This window comes from Variovorax restrictus (assembly GCF_051216715.1).
GTDB lineage: Bacteria > Pseudomonadota > Gammaproteobacteria > Burkholderiales > Burkholderiaceae_C > Variovorax.
In genome coordinates this window covers 39,793-58,882 of sequence record NZ_JBPJZH010000001.1, presented here as the reverse complement: position 1 = coordinate 58,882, position 19,090 = coordinate 39,793, and the positions used below count along the sequence as shown (strand labels likewise).

Here is a 19,090-nt window from a genome sequence, read left to right as displayed (position 1 = left end):
ATGAAATTCCTTTCATCCCCGCTGCTCTCGGCCTGCGGTCTCGCACTGGCACTGGCCGCCACGAACGCGTCGGCCCAGGTGCCGATCAAGATGGTGCTCAACTGGAAGTACGAAGGCGCGCAGGCCTGGTTCTTCCTGGCGCAGGACAAGGGCTACTTCAAGGAAGAGGGCCTCGATGTCACCATCGACCAGGGCGAAGGCTCCGCCGCCTCCATCCCCAAGGTCGCGGCCGGTGCCTACCAGGCCGGCTTCGGCGACATGAACGCGCTGATCGACCTGGCGTCCAAGCGCCCGGCCGACGCGCCGGTGGGCGTGTACATGCTCTACAACACGCCGCCCTTCACGGTCGTGGTGAAGAGCGACAGCCCCATCAAGACGCCGAAGGACCTCGAAGGCAAGACCATCGGCGGCCCGGCGAACGACGGCGCGCTGAAGCTGTTCCCCGCCTTCGCCAAGATCGCGAAGATCGACGCGAGCAAGGTGACCATCACCAACATGGCGCCCAACCTGCGCGAGCAGATGCTGGTGCGCGGCCAGATCGACGCCGGCTTCGGCTACGTGACCACCGTGAGCTTCAGCGCCAAGGGCATGGGCCTGGACCCGGCCAAGGACCTGCGCTTCATCCGCTACGGCGACCATGGCATGGACCTGTATTCCAACACCGTGTTCTTCGCGCGCAGCTTCGTCAAGGAGAACCCCAAGGCGGTGCAAGGCTTCGTGAAGGCGCTCAACCGTGCCGTCAAGGAAGTCATCGCGAACCCCGAGGTCGGCATGGACGCCGTCATGAAGCGCGAGCCGCTGCTCAAGCGCGAGGTCGAGAAGGAGAAGCTGCTCGCCACGCTCAAGAACGACATGAGCCATCCCGAGGTCGCCCGCCTCGGCCTGGGCGACGTCGACGAGGAACGCCTGAAGAAGAACATCGCGATCGTCGCCGACGCCAACCAGCTGCCGCGCCTGCCCGAGACCAAGGAAGTGTTTGACCGCAACTTCATGCCGGCGCGCGCCGAACGGCCTTCGACCACCGCCGCACCCTGATCCCCAACGCCATCCCTACAAGAGACTTTCCATGGACCTACAACTCAAAGACAAGGTGACGCTGATCACCGGCCCGGCCAAGGGCATGGGCGCCGCGATCACGCTGGCCTTCGCGCGCGAAGGCGCGAAGCTGGTGCTCGCCGGGCGTGACACCGCCGCCATCGAACCCGTGGCGGCCGAAGCCCGCGCACTCGGTGCCGAAGCCATCGTGGTGCCCTGCGACCTCACGAAGTCCGAGCAGACCGAGGCGCTCGCTGCGGCGGCGCTGAAGGCCTTCGGCCGCATCGACGTGCTGGTCAACGTGGCCGGCGGCTCCGGCCCGATCGGCAAGACCGGCTGGGAAACCACGACCGACGAGTTCAACGAGATCGTTGAGCTCAACATGACCGGCTGCTTCAACACCATCCACGCGGTGCTGCCGTCGATGATCGAGCGCCGCAGCGGCAAGGTCGTGAACGTGGGCGGTACCTTCGGCCTGCGCGGGCGGGCCGGGCGCACGGCCTATTCGGCGTCGAAGTGGGGCCTGCGCGGCATCACCAAGAGCTTCGCGCTCGAAGCCGGCCCCTACAACATCAACGTGAACAACGTGGCGCCCGGCATGGTCGACGGCCCGCGCTTTCGCGAGAAGGTGTGCGCCAACATGGCCGAGAAGCTGGGCATCACGCTGGAAGAGGCGATGACGCGCCACGCCGCCGACTACGCGCTCAAGCGCGTGTCGACCGACACCGATGTCGCCAACGCCTGCCTGTTCATGGCGAGCGAAGTTTCCAAACAGATCACCGGTGTCGACCTCCCCGTCGACGGCGGCTGGGCCGCACTGTAAGGAGCGCCGCATGAAAGAAGTCGACCTCGTCATCCGCGGCGCGCGCATCGTGTCGCCGGACCAGATCATCGAAGCCTCGGTGGCAATCGCCGGTGAACACATCGTCGCCGTCGGTCACGACGACACCATGCCGCCCGCGCGCGAAGAGATGCGCGCCGACGGCCTGTACCTGCTGCCCGGCGCCATCGACAGCCACGTGCACTTCCGCGACCCGGGCTACCCCCACAAGGAAACCTGGAAGACCGGCTCGGCCGCGGCCGCGATGGGCGGCGTGACCACCGTCTTCGAGATGCCCAACACCAACCCGGCCACCGGCACCCTCGAGGCGCTGCGCATGAAGCAGAAGGCGGCCGAGGCCTCGTACTGCGACTTCGGCATCCACGGCCTGCTGGGGGACGACACCGTCGACCGGCTCGAGGAACTGCTCGATGCCGGCGTGACCAGCTTCAAGGCCTTCGTCGGCAACACTTTCGGCAACCTGCCGGCACCGACAGACGGCGCGCTGCTCGAAGGCTTCGAGAAGCTGGCGCCGCTGGGCATCCGCACGGTGGTGCACGCGGAGAACTCATCGATCCTGTTTCGCCGCCAGAAGAAGATGCAGGGCTCCGGCCGCATCGACGCGATGGCGCACCTGGCGGCGCGCCCCGCCGTGGCCGAGATCGAGGCCATCGGCCGCGTGCTCACGCTGGCCGAGTGGACCGGCGCGCGTGTGCACATCGCGCACCACAGCGCGGCCGATTCGCTCTTCCTGCTGCGCGAGGCCAAGCGCCGCGGCGTCGACGTGACGGCAGAAACCTGCCCGCAGTACCTGCTGCTCAACACCGACCACATGTTGAAGCTCGGCGGCGTCATGCGGCTCAACCCGCCGATCCGTGAGGCGCGCCACAACCAGCCGCTGTGGGACGCGCTGATGGACGGCACGCTCGACATGATCGCCACCGACCACGCGCCGCACACGCCCGAAGAAAAGACGCGCGAGAGCATCTGGGACTGCGACTGCGGCTTCCCTGGCGTCGAGACGCAGATGCCGCTGATGCTCACCGAGGTGAACCGCGGCCGCGCCTCGCTGATGGACTACGTGCGCTGGAGTGCGGTCGCACCGGCCAAGGCCTGGGGCATCTACGGTCCCAAGGGCGTGATCGCCCCGGGCGCGCATGCCGACATCGCCTTCGTCGACATGGAACGCGCGGGCGTGCTGTCGCAGCACAAGCTGCAGAGCATCAGCAAGATCTCCCCCTGGAACGGTCGCCCCGTGAAGGGCTACCCGCTGCACACGCTGCTGCGCGGCCGCTTCGTGATGCGCGACGGCAAGCTGGTGACCGATGCCGTGGGCTGGGGCCGCTCGGTGAAGACGGCGCAGAAGATGCCGATGGCGAAGCCGCGCAACACCGAGCACTACAGCAGCGCCATCCTCGAGACGCCGCCCGGCGTGCCGCGCACCGCGGTGCCGGTGGGCGAGGTGGACTGGAGCGCGTCATGAGCGGCCAGAAAGTCGGCGTGCACGTCGTCGCCTGTCGTGGCCCCGGCGACTTGAGCGGCGTGCAGGCGCTGATCGACACGGGCGACATCGACCCGCGCCGCATCGTCGCGGTGATGGGCAAGACCGAAGGCAACGGCTGCGTCAACGACCACACGCGCGACTTCGCGGCCACGGCCTGGTGCCACTTCCTGGCGCCGCACCTGGGCTGCACGGCCGAGGCGGTGCACGCGCGTGTCGCGCTGGTGATGTCGGGCGGCACCGAGGGTGTGCTGTCGCCGCACTTCACGGTGTTCACGCGCGAGCAGGTCGATGCCGAAAAGGGGCACGGCGAGAAACGCCTCGTCGTCGGCATCGCCCACACGCGCGACTTCGCGCCGGAAGAGATGGGCCGCATGGCGCAGGTGCAGGCCACCGCCGATGCGGTGCGCGACGCCATGCGCGACGCCGGCATCGCCGACGCGGCCGACGTGCACTTCGCGCAGGTGAAGTGCCCGCTGCTCACCTCGGCCAAGGTCGACGATGCGCTGCGGCGCGGCGCCGAGCCGGTCACGCGCGACACCTACGAATCGATGGGGTATTCGCGCGGCGCCTCGGCGTTGGGCGTGGGCCTGGCATTGGGTGAGATCGCGCCCGAGCGCCTGAGCGATGCGGCGGTGCTGCACGACGCCACGCTGCATTCGGCGCGCGCGTCGGTGTCGGCCGGCATCGAGCTCGAAGGCAACGTCGTCATCGTGCTGGGCGAGGCCCAAGGCAGTGCGTCGGCCTTCCGCATCGGCCACACGGTGATGCGCGACGCGGTCGATGCGACGGGGGTGCGCACGCTGCTGCGCACGCACTTCGGGCTCGACCCGGAGCGCGATGCCGACGCCATCGCATCGCGCCTGGTCAACCTGCTCGCCAAGGCCGAGGCCAGCCCCGACGGCCGTGTGCGCGGCGCGCGCCATACCATGCTCAACGACTCCGACATCAACTCGACGCGCCATGCGCGCGCGGCCGTCGGCGGCGTGCTGGCTTCGGTCGTCGGGCGCACGGCGCTCTACGTATCGGGCGGCGCCGAACACCAGGGGCCGCCGGGCGGCGGGCCGGTGGCGGCCATCGTGCGCATGCCCTCTTCCTGAGCGAACCCCTTTCCCGAAAGACACCATGAGCCAGAGCTTCATCCAACTCTCCGACGTGATGCTGCGCTACGGCGGTGGCACCATCGCGCTCGACCACACCACGCTGGGCATCGCCGAGGGCGACTTCGTCGCGCTGGTGGGGCCGAGCGGCTGCGGCAAGTCGACCATCCTCAAGCTGGTGGCAGGGCTGTTGAAGCCGACCTCCGGCGCGGTGATCGCCGGAGGGCGCGAGGTCGGTACCGTGGGCACAAAGCCGGCCGCCGCGCACGCGTCGCAGGCCCCGCGCCTGCGCATCGGCCTGGCCTTCCAGAACCCGACCATGCTGCCCTGGCTCACGATCCGCGAGAACGTGATGATCCCGCTGAAGATCGTCCAGCCCTTCCGCCAGGATTTCGCGAAGAAGAAGAAGGGCGAGTACCGGGACCGCGTCGACGCGCTGCTCGCGCAGGTCGGCCTCAAGGGCTTCGGCGACAAGCGGCCGTGGCAGCTGTCGGGCGGCATGCTGCAGCGCGCGTCGCTGTGCCGTGCGCTGGTGCACGAACCCGAGCTGCTGCTGCTCGACGAGCCCTTCGGCGCGCTCGACCAGTTCACGCGCGAGGAGCTGTGGGACATCATGCAGAGCCTCTGGATGGCGCGCCGCCCCACGGTGCTGCTGGTGACGCACGACCTGCGCGAGTCGGCCTATCTCGCCAACCGCATCTGCGTGATGAGCTCGCGGCCCGGCCGCATCCTGGAGACGCGCGATGTCGGCTTCACCCGGCCACGCACGCTCGAGAGCAGCTACGCGCCCGAGTTCGCGACGCTGGTGCAACAGCTGCGCATGCGCATCGCCGAGGCCCGGCGCGACGGCGATGCGACGCCGCCGCCTGTCGTGACAGCGCCCGTGATCGAAGAGGTGGCGGCATGAACGCGCTGTCTCCGGTTGTGCGCCAACGCATCCTGTCCGCCGCCGCACTCGTCGGCTTCTTCGTGTTGTGGGAAGTGGTCTGCCTCGCCTTCGGCGTGTCCGACCTCATCCTGCCGCGCCCCAGCCAGATCGCGGCCGTGCTGATCGAGAAGATGCCGCTGCTGTGGCCGCACGCGCTGCAGACGCTCTACACCACCTTCGTCGGCTTCGCCTTCGGCGTGCTCGCCGGCATCGTGATCGGTGTCGGCATCGGCTCGTCGAAGCTGGCCTATGACGTGACCTACCCGCTGCTGGTCGGCTTCTCCAGCATCCCGAAGGTGGCGGTGGTGCCGCTCTTCGTCGTGTGGTTCGGCGCCGGCACGGTGCCGGCCATCCTCACGTCGATGGTCATCAGCATCTTCCCGGTGGTGGTGAACGTCGCCACCGGTTTGGCCAGCACCGAGCCCGAACTCGAAGACGTGCTGCGCGTGCTCGGCGCGCGCAAGCGCGACATCCTGTGGAACGTCGGCCTGCCGCGCGCCATGCCCTACCTGTTCGCGTCGCTCAAGATCGCGATCACGCTGTCCTTTGTCGGCACGGTGCTGGCCGAGACGGTGGCGTCTAACAAGGGCATCGGCACCGTGATGATGATCGCCAGCGGCAACTTCGACGTGCCGATGGTGTCGCAGGACTCTTTCTGCTGGCGGCGATGGGCGTGGTGCTCTATGGCATCTCTTCACTTGTCGAACAGCGCGTGACCGGCTGGTCGCAGCGCAAGACCGACCTGGCGATGGGCTGAGCGCCTTCGCACCCACGCATTTTTTTGCCTCGACAATCGACCCATGACCCGACTCAAGATCACCGCCGGCGGCTATGAATTCATCGCCGAAACCCATCCCGACGCGCCCCTCACCGTGGCCGCTTTCTTGAAGCTGCTGCCGTACCGGCAAAAGCTGATCCACGTGCGCTGGAGCGGCGAAGGCTGCTGGGTGCCGCTGGGCGAATTCAAGCTGGAGAACGACGGCACGCCCGTGGGCTTCGAGAACCACACCAGCCACCCGTCGGTCGGCGACATCCTGTTCTACCCGGGCGGCTATAGCGAGACGGAAATCATCTTGGCCTACGGCGCCTGCAGCTTCGCCAGCAAGATGGGACAACTGGCCGGCAACCACTTCCTCACTATCGTCGAAGGCAAGGAAAACCTTCGCGCGCTCGGCGTGAAGGTGCTGTGGGAAGGCGCGCAGGACGTGGTGTTCCAGACGTGCGAATGAACCTGCTGCGCGACCCGATCTCGCATCTGTGGTCCTCACCGCACGGCAGTGCGGCTCCGGTCCTCGACGCAAGCTGGGGCCGCTCGCGGCGGTTCCTTCGCACGTCTTGCGCCGTGGCTACAGCGTGAACTCGTAGTCCACCGTGATCGGCGCATGGTCGCTGAACTTCACCGTCTTGTAGATCGACTCGTGCCGCGCCAGCGCGCCGAGCGCCGGAGTCGCCAGGTGGTAGTCCAGCCGCCAGCCCACGTTCTTCGCGTAGGCCTGGCCGCGATTGCTCCACCAGGTGTAGGCCTCGCCCGTGGTGTCGGGCTTGAGTTGGCGGTAGACATCGATCAGGCCCGCGCCGTCGGCGCCCGCGTCGAGCAGGCGGGTCATCCAGGCGCGCTCTTCGGGCAGGAAGCCGCTGTTCTTCATGTTGCCCTTGAAGTTCTTCAGGTCGATCTCCTGGTGGGCGATGTTGATGTCGCCGCAGAGGATGAACTCGCGCTCGCGCTTGAGTGCGCTCAGGTGAGGGAAGAAGCCCTTGAGGAAGCGGAACTTGGCGGCCTGGCGCTCTTCGCCGGACGAGCCGCTCGGGAAGTAGCAGCTGATGATCGACAGCTTGCGCGCCGGCGTGTCGAAGCGCAGTTCGAGGTAGCGGCCTTCGGCGTCGAACTCGGCATCACCCCATCCGACCACGACCTCGCTCGGCGCATGCTTCGTGTAGATCGCCGTACCGGCGTAACCCTTTTTCTCCGCAAAATGGAAGTGGCCCTTGAGGCCGGCCATCTCTTCGAAGCGGCCTTCGATGTCGCTGGCCTGGACCCGGATCTCCTGCATGCAAATACAATCCGGCGCCAGTTCGGCCACCCAGTCGGCCACGCCCTTGGTGGCGGCCGAACGCAGGCCATTGAGGTTGAGGCTGGTCAGTTTGAACAAAGGAATTCCCGATGGCTGAGGTGAAGGGGGCGGGCGACAGGCTCGCGCTGGATTTCGTGCAGTTCGCGCTCGACGCCGGCGTGCTGCGATTCGGCGAATTCAAGACCAAGGCCGGACGGCTCAGTCCCTACTTCTTCAATGCCGGTCTGTTCGACGACGGCGCCAAGATGCTGCGGCTGGCGGAATTCTATGCAGAGCGCCTGATCGACAGCGGCCTGGAGTTCGACATGCTGTTCGGCCCGGCCTACAAGGGCATTCCCCTGGGCGCGGTGCTGGCCGCCGAGCTCGCCAGGCGCGGGCGCAACGTGCCCTTCGCCTACAACCGCAAGGAAGCCAAGACCCATGGCGAGGGCGGGACGCTCGTCGGCGCCAAGCTGCAGGGGCGGGTGCTGATCGTCGACGACGTGATGTCGGCCGGCACCGCGGTGCGCGAATCGATCGCGACGATCCGCCAGGCCGGGGCCACGCCGCATGCGGTCGTCATCGCCCTGGACCGACAGGAAATGGCGACGGAAGACGGCGTCGATGTGGCCCACAGCGCCGTGCAATACGTGCAGAACCAGCTGGGGATGCAGGTGCTGTCGATCGCCAGCCTGGACGACTTGCTAAAGTACCTGGCCGAGCGCGGCGGCGGCGAACTCGACGCTCACCGCGACAAGGTGCTGGCATACCGCCAGCGCTACGGCGCTGCCTGAAGTCGGACCGTCACGGGAGAACGGATGCTGCTGCCGAAACGAACCTTGTGGGCGACTTGGTCGCTGTGTGTGATGGCCGCTTCCGCTTCGGCGCAAGGCGCCAGTGCATCGCCCGGCATCTACAGCTGCACCGACAGCCGCGGACGCACCATCACCGCCGACCGCCCGATCCCCGATTGCATCGACCGTGAGCAGCGCGAGCTCGGCCCCAGCGGCACGGTGCGCCGCACGCTCGAGCCGACCTACACCGCCCGCGAACAGGCCGAGCGTGAAGAACGCGCGCGTCAGGCCGCGCTGCAGGCGTCGCGGTTGAATGAAGAGCGTCGGCGTGAGCGGGCGCTGATGATGCGTTACCCGAACCCGGCCGCACACGAGCGCGAGCGTGCGGAGGCGATGCTCCAGATCGACGCGGTCATCGACGCTGCCCGCAAGCGGCTCGGTGAGCTGGGCAAGGAGCGCCAGGGCATCGACGACGAGATGGAGTTCTACAAGAAGGACCCGAGCAAGGCCCCGCCGTCGTTGCGCCGCAAGCTCGACGACAGCGAGCAGAGCGTCGCGATCCAGAACCGCTTCATTGCGGCGCAGGAAGAAGAGAAGAAGCGCGTGAACGCGCGCTTCGACGAGGAGCGCGCGCGGCTCAAGCCGCTGTGGTCGGCGACGGCTGCTGGCGGCGGCGCCGGCCGCTGATCGACTTCAGCCCAGCTTGGCCTTGAGCAGCGCATTGACCTGCGCGGGGTTGGCCTTGCCCTGGCTGGCCTTCATGACCTGACCGACCAGCGCGTTGAAGGCCTTGTCCTTGCCGGCGCGGTATTCGGCGATGTTCTTCTCGTTGGTCGCGAGGACGCCGTCGATGATGGTTTCCAGCGCGCTGGAATCGCTCATCTGCCTGAGGCCCTTGGCTTCGATCACGGCATCGATCCGAGACAAGTCATCGGTCGCGCGGGCAACATATTCGGCTGGCAACGGTGCGCCGCTGAACTCTCCCGCAGCCCACAACACATCGAATACCTGCTTCGCTGCATTGTTGGAAATAGTGCTGTCCGAGATGCGGCGGATCAGCGCTGCAATCATCGTTGCGCTGACCGGTGCGGAACCGATTTCGATGTCTTGCGCATTCAAACGCTTTGCAATCTCCCCAGTAATCCAGTTGCTGGCCAGCTTGGGCGCCGCGCCCGCGGCCACCGCTGCATCGAAGTACTGCGCCAGCGCCACGCTTTGCGTGAGCTGCGCGGCGTCGTACGCCGACAGGCCGTGCGTCGCCACATAGCGCTCCGCCATGGCGCGCGGCAACTCGGGCATTGCCTCACGCACCCGCTCGATCCACTCCTGCGCGATCGCCAACGGCGGCAGGTCCGGGTCGGGGAAGTAGCGGTAGTCGGCCGCGTCTTCCTTGGTGCGCATCGCGCGGGTCTCGCCGGTGTCGGGGTCGAACAGCACGGTGGCCTGCTGGATCGCGCGGCCGTCCTCGATCTCCTCGATCTGCCAGCGGATCTCGTAGTCGATCGCCTGCTGCATGAATTTGAAGCTGTTCAGGTTCTTGATCTCGCGGCGCGTGCCCAGCTTGGCGCCGGGCTTGCGCACCGACACGTTGGCGTCGCAGCGGAAGCTGCCTTCCTGCATGTTGCCGTCGCAGATGCCGATCCAGGTGACGATCTTGTGCAGCTCCTTGGCATAGGCCACGGCCTCGGCCGTGGAGCGCATGTCGGGCTCGGTCACGATCTCCAGCAGCGGCGTGCCGGCGCGGTTCAGGTCGATGCCTGACTGGCCGATGAAGTCCTCGTGCAGCGACTTGCCGGCGTCTTCTTCCAGGTGCGCGCGCACCAGGCGCACGGTCTTGGATTCGTCGCCGACGAAGAAGCTGACCGCGCCGCCCTGCACCACCGGGATCTCGAACTGCGAGATCTGGTAGCCCTTGGGCAGGTCGGGGTAGAAGTAGTTCTTGCGCGCGAAGACGCTGCGTGGCGCGATGGTCGAGCCCAGCGCCAGGCCCAGCTTGATGGCGCGTTCGACCGCGCCCTTGTTCATCACGGGCAGCGTGCCCGGCAGCGCCAGGTCGACGGCGCAGGCCTGCGTGTTCGGCTCGGCGCCGAAGGCGGTGGAGGCGCGGCTGAAGATCTTGCTGGCAGTCGACAGCTGCGCATGCGTCTCGAAGCCGATGATGACTTCATAGCCCTGCACCAGCGGGCCGGTCGGGCGGCCTTCCTGCTGCGCTTCGAATGTGTTCACGGGGTCGCTCATCTCAGATTTCCTCGGGCGCGCGGGCATGCCAGTCGGTGGCCTGCTGGAAGCGGTGCGCCGCGTTCAGCAGCTTCGCCTCGGCGAAGTAGTTGCCGATCAATTGCAGGCCGACGGGCATGCCGTCTTCGCCGAAGCCCGCGGGCAGGCTCATGCCGGGCAGGCCGGCCAGCGAGGCGGGCAGCGTGAAGATGTCGGCCAGGTAGTCGGCGACCGGATCGTCGCCGTGCTCGCCGAGCTTCCAGGCCACGGTCGGTGCGGCCGGGCCGGCGATCACGTCGCAGTGCTGAAAGGCCTGCTGGAAATCGTCGGCGATCATGCGGCGCACCTTCTGCGCCTGCAGGTAGTAGGCGTCGTAGTAGCCGTGGCTCAGCACGTAGGTGCCGATCATGATGCGGCGCTTGACCTCGTCGCCGAAGCCTTCTTCGCGCGTCTTGCCGTACATGTCGGCGAGGTCGCGGTAGTCCTTGGCGCGGTGGCCGAACTTCACGCCGTCGAAGCGGCTCAGGTTGCTCGACGCCTCGGCCGCCGCGAGGATGTAGTACACGGGGATCGACAGCTCGGTGCGCGGCAGCGTGACGGCCACGCGCCTGGCGCCCAGCTTCTCGTACTCGGCCAGGGCCGCATCGACCGCGGCGCGCACGCCGGGCGCCACGCCATCGCCCAGGAATTCCTTCGGGACGCCGATGCGCAGGCCTTCGAGCGAGCCGGTCAGCGCGCGCGAATAGTCTTCGGCCGGCCGGTCGATGGAGGTGGAGTCGCGGTCCAGGTCGGGGCCGCACATCGCCGACAGCAGCAGCGCGCAGTCTTCGGCCGAACGGCCCATCGCGCCGGCCTGGTCGAGGCTGGAGGCGAAGGCGACCATGCCGTAGCGCGAGGCGCGGCCGTAGGTCGGCTTGATGCCGGTGATGCCGCAGAAGGACGCGGGCTGGCGAATCGAGCCGCCGGTGTCGGTGCCGGTGGCGCCCGGTGCCAGGCGCGCTGCGACTGCAGCTGCGCTGCCACCCGACGAGCCGCCCGGGATGCGGGTCGTGTCCCACGGGTTGCGCACGGGCACAACGGCGTCGGAACCGACAGCGGGTACCGCCACGTTCTCGTTGGCCGAGCCCATGGCGAACTCGTCGCAGCTGAGCTTGCCCAGCGTCACGGCGCCGGCCTCGGCCAGCTTGCGCACCACGGTCGCGTCGAACGGCGAGCGGTAGCCCGCCAGCATGCGCGAACCGGCGGTGGTGGGGAAGTCGGTGGTGACGAAGATGTCCTTGTGCGCGATCGGCACGCCGGCCAGTACCGGTGCGTTGCCCTTGGCGATCAGCGCGTCGGCGGCCCGGGCCTGCGCCAGCGTCACGTCGGCATCGACCGCGACGAAGGCGCCCAGCGCCTGGTGCGCATCGATGCGTTGCAGGAAATGCTGCGCGGCCTCGACCGCCGACACCTCGCGCGCGGCCAGTGCCTTGGCGAGGCCGGCCACGCCCAGTTGATGCAGGTTCGCACTCATTCGATCACCTTCGGCACGAGGAACAGGCCGCGCTCGACGGCGGGCGCGCTCTGCTGGTTGGCTTCGCGGTGGTTGGGCTCGCTCACCACGTCGTCGCGCAGGCGCAGGGTGATGTCTTCGATGGCAGCCACGGGGTGCGCCAGCGGCTCGAGGCCGGTGGTGTCGACGGCGCGCATCTTCTCGACCAGGTCGAAGAAGCCGTTGATCTGGCCCTGCAGTCGCGTGCTTTCTTCGGGCGCCAGCTGGAGGCGCGCCAGCGTGGCGATGCGGGCGATATCGGTGGAGGTGAGTGACATTCGAAAATGAGGGCGAAACGGTGTCGAAACCGGCCCCGCCGAGGGGCGAAAAGCGGGGGAAGTCCAGGGGATTCGGGTATTATCCCGCCTTTGCCGCAACCCCCGCGAACGCGCCGGCTTTTGCTGCAAAAACCATCAATCCATCCCGTCAGACGACCCAAAAAATAGAGCGACGACCTGCCGACGCGCATGCCGTGCTCCCAAGGAATTCCACATGTTTGGAGCTTTCCGTCGGTACTTTTCGACCGACCTCGCCATCGACCTGGGCACCGCCAACACCCTGATCTTCGCCCGCAACAAGGGCATCGTGCTGGACGAGCCTTCGGTCGTGGCCATCCGCCATGAAGGCGGCCCGCATGGCAAGAAGGTGATCCAGGCGGTCGGCCGCGAAGCCAAGGCGATGCTGGGCAAGGTGCCCGGCAACATCGAGGCGATCCGCCCGATGAAGGACGGCGTGATCGCCGACTTCGTGATCACTGAGCAGATGATCAAGCAGTTCATCAAGATGGTGCACCCGCGTTCGCTGCTCGCCCCCAGCCCGCGCATCATCATCTGCGTGCCCTGCGGCTCGACCCAGGTCGAGCGCCGCGCCATCAAGGACGCGGCCGAAGCGGCCGGTGCCACCTCGGTCTATCTCATCGAAGAACCCATGGCCGCGGCCATCGGCGCCGGCCTGCCGGTGTCCGAAGCCTCCGGCTCGATGGTCGTCGACATCGGCGGCGGCACCACCGAAGTGGGTGTGATCTCGCTCGGCGGCATGGTCTACAAGGGCAGCGTCCGCGTGGGCGGCGACCGCTTCGACGAGGCCATCATCAACTACATCCGCCGCAACTACGGCATGCTGATCGGCGAGCCGACGGCCGAAGTCATCAAGAAGACCATCGGCTCGGCCTTCCCTGGCTCCGAGGTCAAGGAGATGGAAGTCAAGGGGCGCAACCTCAGCGAAGGCGTGCCGCGCAGCTTCACCATCAGCAGCAACGAAGTGCTGGAAGCCCTGACCGACCCGCTCAACAACATCGTCTCGGCCGTGAAGAACGCGCTGGAACAGACGCCGCCCGAACTGGGCGCCGACATCGCCGAGCGCGGAATGATGCTCACGGGCGGGGGCGCGCTGCTGCGCGACCTCGACCGCCTGCTGGCCGAGGAAACCGGCCTGCCGGTGCTGGTCGCCGAAGACCCGCTGACCTGCGTGGTGCGCGGCTGCGGCATCGCCCTCGAGCGCATGGACCGCCTCGGCAGCATCTTCACGTCGGAATAACCCCGGCGACCGCGTATGCCGCTCGGCACGCTGGATCGCTCCGCGCCACCGCTCTTTCACCAGGGCCCGTCGGCGCTCAGCAAGCTGATCTTCTTCAGCGCACTGGCCGTGTTTCTGATGGTGGCCGATGCGCGATTTCATCTGACGCAGCCGTTGCGTGCCGGGGTCGGCGCGGTGCTGTATCCCTTCCAGTGGCTCGCGCTCAAGCCAGTGCAGCTGTTCGCCCAGGGCGGCAGCTACCTCGAAGACCTGCAGGCCGCCCAGCGCAACGAAGCCGACGCGCGGCGTGCGCTGGCGCTGCAGGCCGAACGCGCCGGCCATGCCGACAGCCTGGCCACGGAAAACGAACGGCTGCGCTCGCTGCTCGAACTGCGTCAGACGACGCAGACACCCGGCCGGGCGGCCGAGGTCCTCTACGACGCGGCCGACCCGTACACCCGAAAGGTCGTCATCGACCAGGGCCTGTCTAGCGGCATCGCCCCCGGCTCGCCGGTGATCGACGAGCGTGGCGTGATCGGCCAGGTGACGCAGGTGCTGCCCTTCAGCAGCGAGGTCACGCTGGTGATCGACCGGGACCTTTCCATCCCGGTGCAGAACACCCGTACCGGCGCGCGCAGCGTGGCCTTCGGTGATGCCAGTGCGCACGGCGGCGGTCTCGAGTTGCGCTTCGTGGCGGCCAATGCCGACCTGCAGGAGGGCGACCTGCTCGCCACCAGTGGGGTCGACGGCGTCTACCCCTCCGGCCTTCCGGTCGCGAAGATCGAGCGCATCGAGCGCCGCGCCGATTCCGGCTTCGCCCGCATCTACTGCCTGCCGCTCGCGCAGGTGACGGCGGCGCGCTATGTGCTGGTGCTCACGCCGATCGGCAGCGCGGCGTCGATGCGCTCGGCCGCGGCGGCGGCGTCGGCAGCGAGCGCCAAAAGCGCACCGGCCGCCAAACCCAAGGCGTCGGCCGCCTCCGGCGCGACATCCGCCAAACCGCCTGCCAAACCGCCCGCCGCACGCCGCGAAGGGGGCACGCCATGATCATGCGTCCCGGCCAGCAGCAGCTGCTGCTGCCCGTCAACCCGGTCTTCATCTGGTCCAGCCTGATCGTCGCGATGCTGCTCGACATGGTGCCCATGGGCCGCGCGGCCTGGGCGCCCGACCTGCTGGCGCTGGTGATCGTCTTCTGGAGCGTGCACCAGCCGGCGCGCATCGGCATCGGCGCGGCCTTCGTCTTCGGTCTGTGCATGGACGTGCACCAGTCGGCCATGCTCGGCCAGCATGCGCTGTCGTACACCACGCTGGGCTTCTTCGCGATCATGATGCACCGCCGCCTGCTGTGGTATCCGGTGCTGTCGCAGATGCCGCAGGTGCTGCCGCTCTTCGCGGTGTCGCACCTGATCGAGCTGGCCATCCGCATGATCGGCGGCGGCGTGTTCCCGGGCTGGTCGATGATGATCGCGCCCCTGATCGAGGCGGTGCTCTGGCCGCTCGTCAGCCTCATCCTGCTGGCGCCGCAGCGGCGCACGCCGGAGCCCGACGCCAATCGGCCCCTGTGACGTGGCTACAGTGAACTTGCTCCACGCGCGCTGCGCGCGTAGCCTTGCTCCCGCATGACCGAGATCCGCAATGTCGCCGCCGACCTCGCCCGCTTCAAGCGGCGCGTGATCGTCATCGGCCTGGTGGTGCTCACCGCCTTCGGGCTGCTCTGCGCGCGGCTGGTCTACCTGCAGGTGGTGCGTCACACCGACCTGGCCGAGCAGGCCGAGAGCAACCGAACCGCGGTGGTGCCGGTGGTGCCCAACCGTGGCCTGATCCTCGACCGCAACGGGGTCGTTCTGGCGTCGAACTACTCGGCCTACACGCTGGAGATCACGCCGTCGAAGGCTGGCAAGGTCGACGACACCATCGACGCGCTGGCCGAGGTGGTCGACATCACGCCGCGCGACCGTCGCCGCTTCAAGCGCCTTCGCGAGGATTCGCGCAGCTTCGACTCGGTGCCGATCCGCACGCGGCTGTCCGACGAGGAAGTCGCCCGTTTTGCGGCCCAGCGCTATCGCTTTCCGGGCGTCGAGATCAAGGCGCGGCTGTTTCGCAACTATCCGTACGCCGAGACGGCGAGCCATGTGCTCGGCTACATCGGCCGCATCAACCAGCGCGAGAAGGAAGCGATGGAAGAGTGGCCGGAGGAAGAAATCGCCAACTACAAGGGCACCGACTACATCGGCAAGCTCGGCGTGGAGCAGAGCTACGAGCAGACGCTGCACGGCCTGACCGGCGTGGAGCAGATGGAAACCTCGGCGGGCGGTCGGGCGGTGCGCCGGCTGTCCAGCCACCCGTCGACACCGGGCGACACGGTGATGCTGTCGCTCGACATCAAGCTTCAGAAACTGGTCGAGGACATGTACGGCGACCGGCGCGGTGCGCTGGTGGCCATCAACCCCAAGACCGGCGAAGTGCTGGCCTTCGTCAGCAAACCGACCTTCGACCCCAATCTCTTCGTCGAGGGCATCGACACCGAGAGCTGGAAGGAGTTGAGCGAGTCGCTCGACAAGCCGCTGCTCAACCGTGCGCTGCGCGGCACCTACCCGCCGGGCTCGACCTACAAGCCCTTCATGGCGCTGGCGGCACTCGAGACCGGCTCGCGCGGCCCCAATGTCGTGGTCAACGACCCCGGCTACTTCAACTTCGGCGGACGTCGCTTCGGCAGCCCCGAAGGCAACATCGGTGGCGTCGACATGCGCCGGTCGATCCAGCTGTCGAGCAACATCTACTACTACTCGCTGGCCAACGAGATGGGCGTGGACAAGATCCACGACTTCATGAAGCCGCTGGGCTTCGGGCAGATCACCGGCATCGACCTGGGCGGCGAGCTGCGCGGCGTGCTGCCCAGCACCGAGTGGAAGCGCAACGCCTACAAGCGGGCCGAGCAGAAGAAGTGGTACGCGGGCGAGACCATCTCGCTGGGCATCGGCCAGGGCTACAACACCTTCACCATGCTGCAGCTCGCCCAGGCCACGGCGATCGTGGCCGACGGCGGCGTGCGGCATCGGCCGCATCTGGTGCTCGCCACCCGCGACACGGTCACCGGCCAGATCAAGTCCGTGATCCAGCCGCCCGCGGAAAGCCTGGGCTATTCACCGGCCAACGTGGCCGTGGTGCGCGAAGGCCTGGTGAGCGTCGTCACCAGCGGCACGGCGCGCGGTGTGTTCGCGGGCGCGGGCTACCAGGCCGCCGGCAAGACCGGCACGGCGCAGGCCGTGACGCAGGCTCAGAACACCAAGTACAACGCCAAGGCGCTGGAGGAGCATCAGCGGGACCACGCCTTGTTCATGGGCTTCGCACCGGCCAACGACCCGAAGATCGCGGTGGCGGTGATCGTCGAGAACGCCGGCTGGGGCGCCGGTGCGGCCGCCCCGCTCGCACGCCGCGTGATGGACTACTGGTTGATGAATCAGTACCCGAGCGAGGCCGACATGGCGGCGGTCCGGGTGGGCAAGGCGACGGCACCGATCGGCAAGCCGCGCGTGGCGAGCGAGGTGGCGTGGCCGCCTGCGGCTGCGAACGTCCCGGCGACGGCGCCCTGAGTCGGGGGCGGCAGCCGGACGTTCAGCTCACCACTCGCCGAGCTGGCGGACCCGCTGGTCGAGGTCCATGCGCTCGAACGCTTCGTTGGGCATTCGGGCGACGGGAATCTGCAGGGTCGAGGGCGCGGCACCGGCGGACGTCTTGCGGCGTGCCATGGCCCGCGCGAGGCGCTGGCGCCACGTGGCCGCCGACGCATCGGCAGTGCGGTAGGGGGATGTGTGGACGGGCATCGCAGCTCCTTGAGGGGGTCTGTCGATCTTCCGCCGGCCACTGGATTCGCGGGTAAAACTTTCCGTGAACTCCGTCGTGTTTCCGTCCGCTGGCTGCACGGCTGTGTGCGGCGCACCACAACGAGGCTGTTTGTCACGCGGGCTCTGTGTTCGAGCAGGCAAAAAAAAAGACGCCGTCCAGCGGCGTCTTTTTCTTCTTCTGTGCGGCTTCTCTGTGGAAGCCTGTTTGTCTCGGGTTCTTCGAGTTCTGGGCGAAAGCTATGTCTCCTCGGCACCCCGCGGGACGGGCATGCCCGTTTGCGAGTGGGGCGACTTTAGGGTGTGCACCGCGGTAGTGCATTGGGAGTAACCCGCGAGGGTCGCGCCCACCTCTTTGCTGAGTGTTTCAAGACGTGTCACGCGGGCACGACTCATGCATGAGTCGGCTGTCCGACAACAACAAGGTTCATGCCATGAAGCAAGGGATGTCCGTGGCCGCACTGGCCCTGGGAGGGTGGACGGCGGGCGCTTGCGCAGCCACGTTGCCAACGGCGCCGGGGTTGCTGCCACAGAGCACGATCAACGGTGCCGACACGGCGTGGCTGATGATGGCCACGGCACTTGTTTTGCTGATGACATTGCCCGGGATCGCGCTCTTCTACGCCGGCATGGTGCGCCGCAAGAACGTCCTCAGCACCATGGCGGCGGTCGTGGGCATCGCCTCGGTGGTGTCCCTCGTGTGGTTCGCACTGGGCTATTCGTTGGCCTTCACCCCCGGCTCCGCCTGGATCGGCGGCGGCACCCGCCTCGGGTTCGCCGGCCTCGACTACCTGAAGGAGGCGGGAACGCTGGCCGTCAGCCACATCGCGCCCAACGTGCCCGAATCGGTTTACGCGATGTTCCAGCTCAGTTTCGCCATCATCACCACAGCGCTGGTGGTCGGCGCCTTCGTCGAGCGCATGCGGTTCGGGGCCGTGCTCTGGTTCGCCGCGCTGTGGAGCCTGGTGGTCTATGTGCCTGTCGCGCACTGGGTCTGGGAGCCGGGCGGATGGCTGGCCCGACTCGGCGCGCTCGACTTCGCCGGCGGTTCGGTGGTGCACGTCAACGCCGGTGTGGCGGGCCTGGTCTGCGCGTACATGGTCGGCCCGCGACGCGGTTACGGCAGCGAGCCCTTCGAGCCCTACAGCCTGGCCTTCACGATGGTCGGGGCCGGCCTGTTGTGGGTGGGGTGGTTCGGCTTCAATGCCGGTTCGGCCATCGCCGCAGACGGCCGTGCCGGCCTGGCCATGGCCTGCACGCACATCGCTGCATCGGCCGGCGCCCTGGCTTGGTTGCTCGCCGAATGGTGGACGCGCCGCAGCCCGTCGCTGCTCGGTCTCTGCTCGGGCCTGGTGGCCGGTTTGGTCGCGATCACCCCGGCGGCGGGCTTTGTCACCCCCGCAGCCGCGGTGGCCATCGGCGCGATCGCCGGCGTGGCCTGCTACTGGGGTGCGACCACGCTGAAGCGGCTGTTGCGCGCGGACGATTCGCTGGACGTCTTCGGTGTGCACGGCATCGGTGGCATCGTCGGTTCCCTGTTGACCGGTGTGTTCGCCGACCCGCGCATCGGCGGTGTCGGCGGCAGCGTGCTCACGCAAGCGCTGGCCGTCGGCGCGGTGGCGCTCTACAGCCTGGCCGGGACCGCCACCGTGCTTCTGGTGGTACGCGCCATCGTGGGTCTGCGCGTCGACGCGGACACGGAGGTCGACGGGCTCGACCTGTGCGTGCACCGCGAGCGCATCGGCGGCTGATGTCC

Annotated in this window: 19 protein-coding genes; 14 read left to right on the top strand and 5 right to left on the bottom strand. The window is 67.8% G+C overall.

Annotation, left to right across the window (positions count from 1 at the left end; genetic code table 11):
- The 7 genes from ACSFA0_RS00290 to ACSFA0_RS00260 all read left to right on the top strand — a co-directional run bounded on the left by ACSFA0_RS00290 (position 1) and on the right by ACSFA0_RS00260 (position 6,613).
- On the top strand, positions 1-1,035 hold the full coding sequence (locus tag ACSFA0_RS00290) for an ABC transporter substrate-binding protein (protein ID WP_435448233.1): 1,035 nt from the start codon (positions 1-3) through the stop codon (positions 1,033-1,035).
- A 31-nt stretch (positions 1,036-1,066) separates the two neighbouring features.
- Complete coding sequence (locus ACSFA0_RS00285) at positions 1,067-1,858, top strand: SDR family NAD(P)-dependent oxidoreductase (RefSeq protein WP_435448232.1); 792 nt, start codon at positions 1,067-1,069, stop codon at positions 1,856-1,858.
- A gap of 10 nt (positions 1,859-1,868) precedes the next feature.
- Positions 1,869-3,338, top strand: a complete 1,470-nt coding sequence (locus ACSFA0_RS00280; RefSeq protein ID WP_435448231.1) for a dihydroorotase — start codon at positions 1,869-1,871, stop codon at positions 3,336-3,338.
- Complete coding sequence (atzD, locus tag ACSFA0_RS00275; protein WP_435448230.1) at positions 3,335-4,456, top strand: cyanuric acid amidohydrolase; 1,122 nt, start codon at positions 3,335-3,337, stop codon at positions 4,454-4,456. The genes ACSFA0_RS00280 and atzD overlap by 4 nt, the downstream gene beginning before the upstream one ends.
- A gap of 25 nt (positions 4,457-4,481) precedes the next feature.
- Positions 4,482-5,363, top strand: a complete 882-nt coding sequence (locus ACSFA0_RS00270) for an ABC transporter ATP-binding protein (RefSeq protein WP_435448229.1) — start codon at positions 4,482-4,484, stop codon at positions 5,361-5,363.
- A complete protein-coding gene (locus tag ACSFA0_RS00265) occupies positions 5,360-6,100 on the top strand; it encodes an ABC transporter permease (protein WP_435448228.1) in 741 nt (246 codons plus the stop codon). The genes ACSFA0_RS00270 and ACSFA0_RS00265 overlap by 4 nt, the downstream gene beginning before the upstream one ends.
- Before the next feature lie 84 nt (positions 6,101-6,184).
- On the top strand, positions 6,185-6,613 hold the full coding sequence (locus ACSFA0_RS00260) for a DUF3830 family protein (RefSeq protein WP_435448227.1): 429 nt from the start codon (positions 6,185-6,187) through the stop codon (positions 6,611-6,613).
- A 117-nt stretch (positions 6,614-6,730) separates the two neighbouring features.
- On the opposite strand, the gene ACSFA0_RS00255 is transcribed toward ACSFA0_RS00260, so the two are convergent.
- Positions 6,731-7,534, bottom strand: a complete 804-nt coding sequence (locus ACSFA0_RS00255) for an exodeoxyribonuclease III (protein ID WP_435448226.1) — start codon at positions 7,532-7,534, stop codon at positions 6,731-6,733.
- A gap of 11 nt (positions 7,535-7,545) precedes the next feature.
- Here ACSFA0_RS00255 and pyrE point away from each other — a divergent pair, with 11 nt between their 5' ends.
- Together pyrE and ACSFA0_RS00245 are read left to right on the top strand one after the other, a co-directional pair.
- The gene (pyrE, locus tag ACSFA0_RS00250; RefSeq protein WP_435448225.1) at positions 7,546-8,229 is read left to right on the top strand and encodes an orotate phosphoribosyltransferase; all 684 of its coding nucleotides are present in this window, start codon (positions 7,546-7,548) and stop codon (positions 8,227-8,229) included.
- Between the two features lie 72 nt (positions 8,230-8,301).
- Complete coding sequence (locus ACSFA0_RS00245) at positions 8,302-8,916, top strand: DUF4124 domain-containing protein (RefSeq protein WP_435448224.1); 615 nt, start codon at positions 8,302-8,304, stop codon at positions 8,914-8,916.
- Between the two features lie 6 nt (positions 8,917-8,922).
- Here the strand turns inward: ACSFA0_RS00245 and gatB are convergent, their stop codons facing one another.
- Genes gatB through gatC form a run of 3 tightly spaced genes read right to left on the bottom strand, consistent with a single transcriptional unit; the run spans position 8,923 to position 12,255 of the window.
- Positions 8,923-10,467, bottom strand: coding sequence for an Asp-tRNA(Asn)/Glu-tRNA(Gln) amidotransferase subunit GatB (gene gatB / locus ACSFA0_RS00240; RefSeq protein ID WP_435448223.1), 1,545 nt, complete (start codon positions 10,465-10,467; stop codon positions 8,923-8,925).
- 1 nt (position 10,468) lies between these two features.
- Positions 10,469-11,959, bottom strand: a complete 1,491-nt coding sequence (gene gatA / locus ACSFA0_RS00235) for an Asp-tRNA(Asn)/Glu-tRNA(Gln) amidotransferase subunit GatA (RefSeq protein WP_435448222.1) — start codon at positions 11,957-11,959, stop codon at positions 10,469-10,471.
- Positions 11,956-12,255 (bottom strand): Asp-tRNA(Asn)/Glu-tRNA(Gln) amidotransferase subunit GatC, encoded by a 300-nt coding sequence (gene gatC / locus ACSFA0_RS00230; protein ID WP_435448221.1) that lies wholly within the window; start codon positions 12,253-12,255, stop codon positions 11,956-11,958. Before gatC ends, gatA begins: the two co-directional genes overlap by 4 nt.
- Before the next feature lie 214 nt (positions 12,256-12,469).
- Here gatC and ACSFA0_RS00225 point away from each other — a divergent pair, with 214 nt between their 5' ends.
- The 4 genes from ACSFA0_RS00225 to mrdA are packed head-to-tail and all read left to right on the top strand — an operon-like array spanning position 12,470 to position 17,085.
- Positions 12,470-13,513 carry a rod shape-determining protein gene (locus ACSFA0_RS00225; RefSeq protein WP_262075790.1) on the top strand — a complete coding sequence of 348 codons (1,044 nt, stop codon included), beginning with the start codon at positions 12,470-12,472 and terminating at the stop codon, positions 13,511-13,513.
- Between the two features lie 15 nt (positions 13,514-13,528).
- Positions 13,529-14,539, top strand: coding sequence for a rod shape-determining protein MreC (mreC, locus tag ACSFA0_RS00220; protein WP_435448220.1), 1,011 nt, complete (start codon positions 13,529-13,531; stop codon positions 14,537-14,539).
- Positions 14,536-15,057: a rod shape-determining protein MreD gene (gene mreD / locus ACSFA0_RS00215; protein ID WP_435448219.1), complete on the top strand. Its 522-nt coding sequence runs from the start codon at positions 14,536-14,538 to the stop codon at positions 15,055-15,057. Before mreC ends, mreD begins: the two co-directional genes overlap by 4 nt.
- Positions 15,058-15,111: 54 nt before the next feature.
- Entirely contained in the window at positions 15,112-17,085 is a 1,974-nt protein-coding gene (gene mrdA / locus ACSFA0_RS00210; protein WP_435448218.1) for a penicillin-binding protein 2, read from the top strand.
- 27 nt (positions 17,086-17,112) lie between these two features.
- On the opposite strand, the gene ACSFA0_RS00205 is transcribed toward mrdA, so the two are convergent.
- On the bottom strand, positions 17,113-17,316 hold the full coding sequence (locus ACSFA0_RS00205) for a hypothetical protein (protein WP_435448217.1): 204 nt from the start codon (positions 17,314-17,316) through the stop codon (positions 17,113-17,115).
- A 416-nt stretch (positions 17,317-17,732) separates the two neighbouring features.
- On the opposite strand from ACSFA0_RS00205, the gene ACSFA0_RS00200 reads away from it, so the two are divergent.
- Positions 17,733-19,085, top strand: coding sequence for an ammonium transporter (locus ACSFA0_RS00200; protein ID WP_435448216.1), 1,353 nt, complete (start codon positions 17,733-17,735; stop codon positions 19,083-19,085).
- The last annotated feature ends 5 nt before the right edge of the window (positions 19,086-19,090 follow it).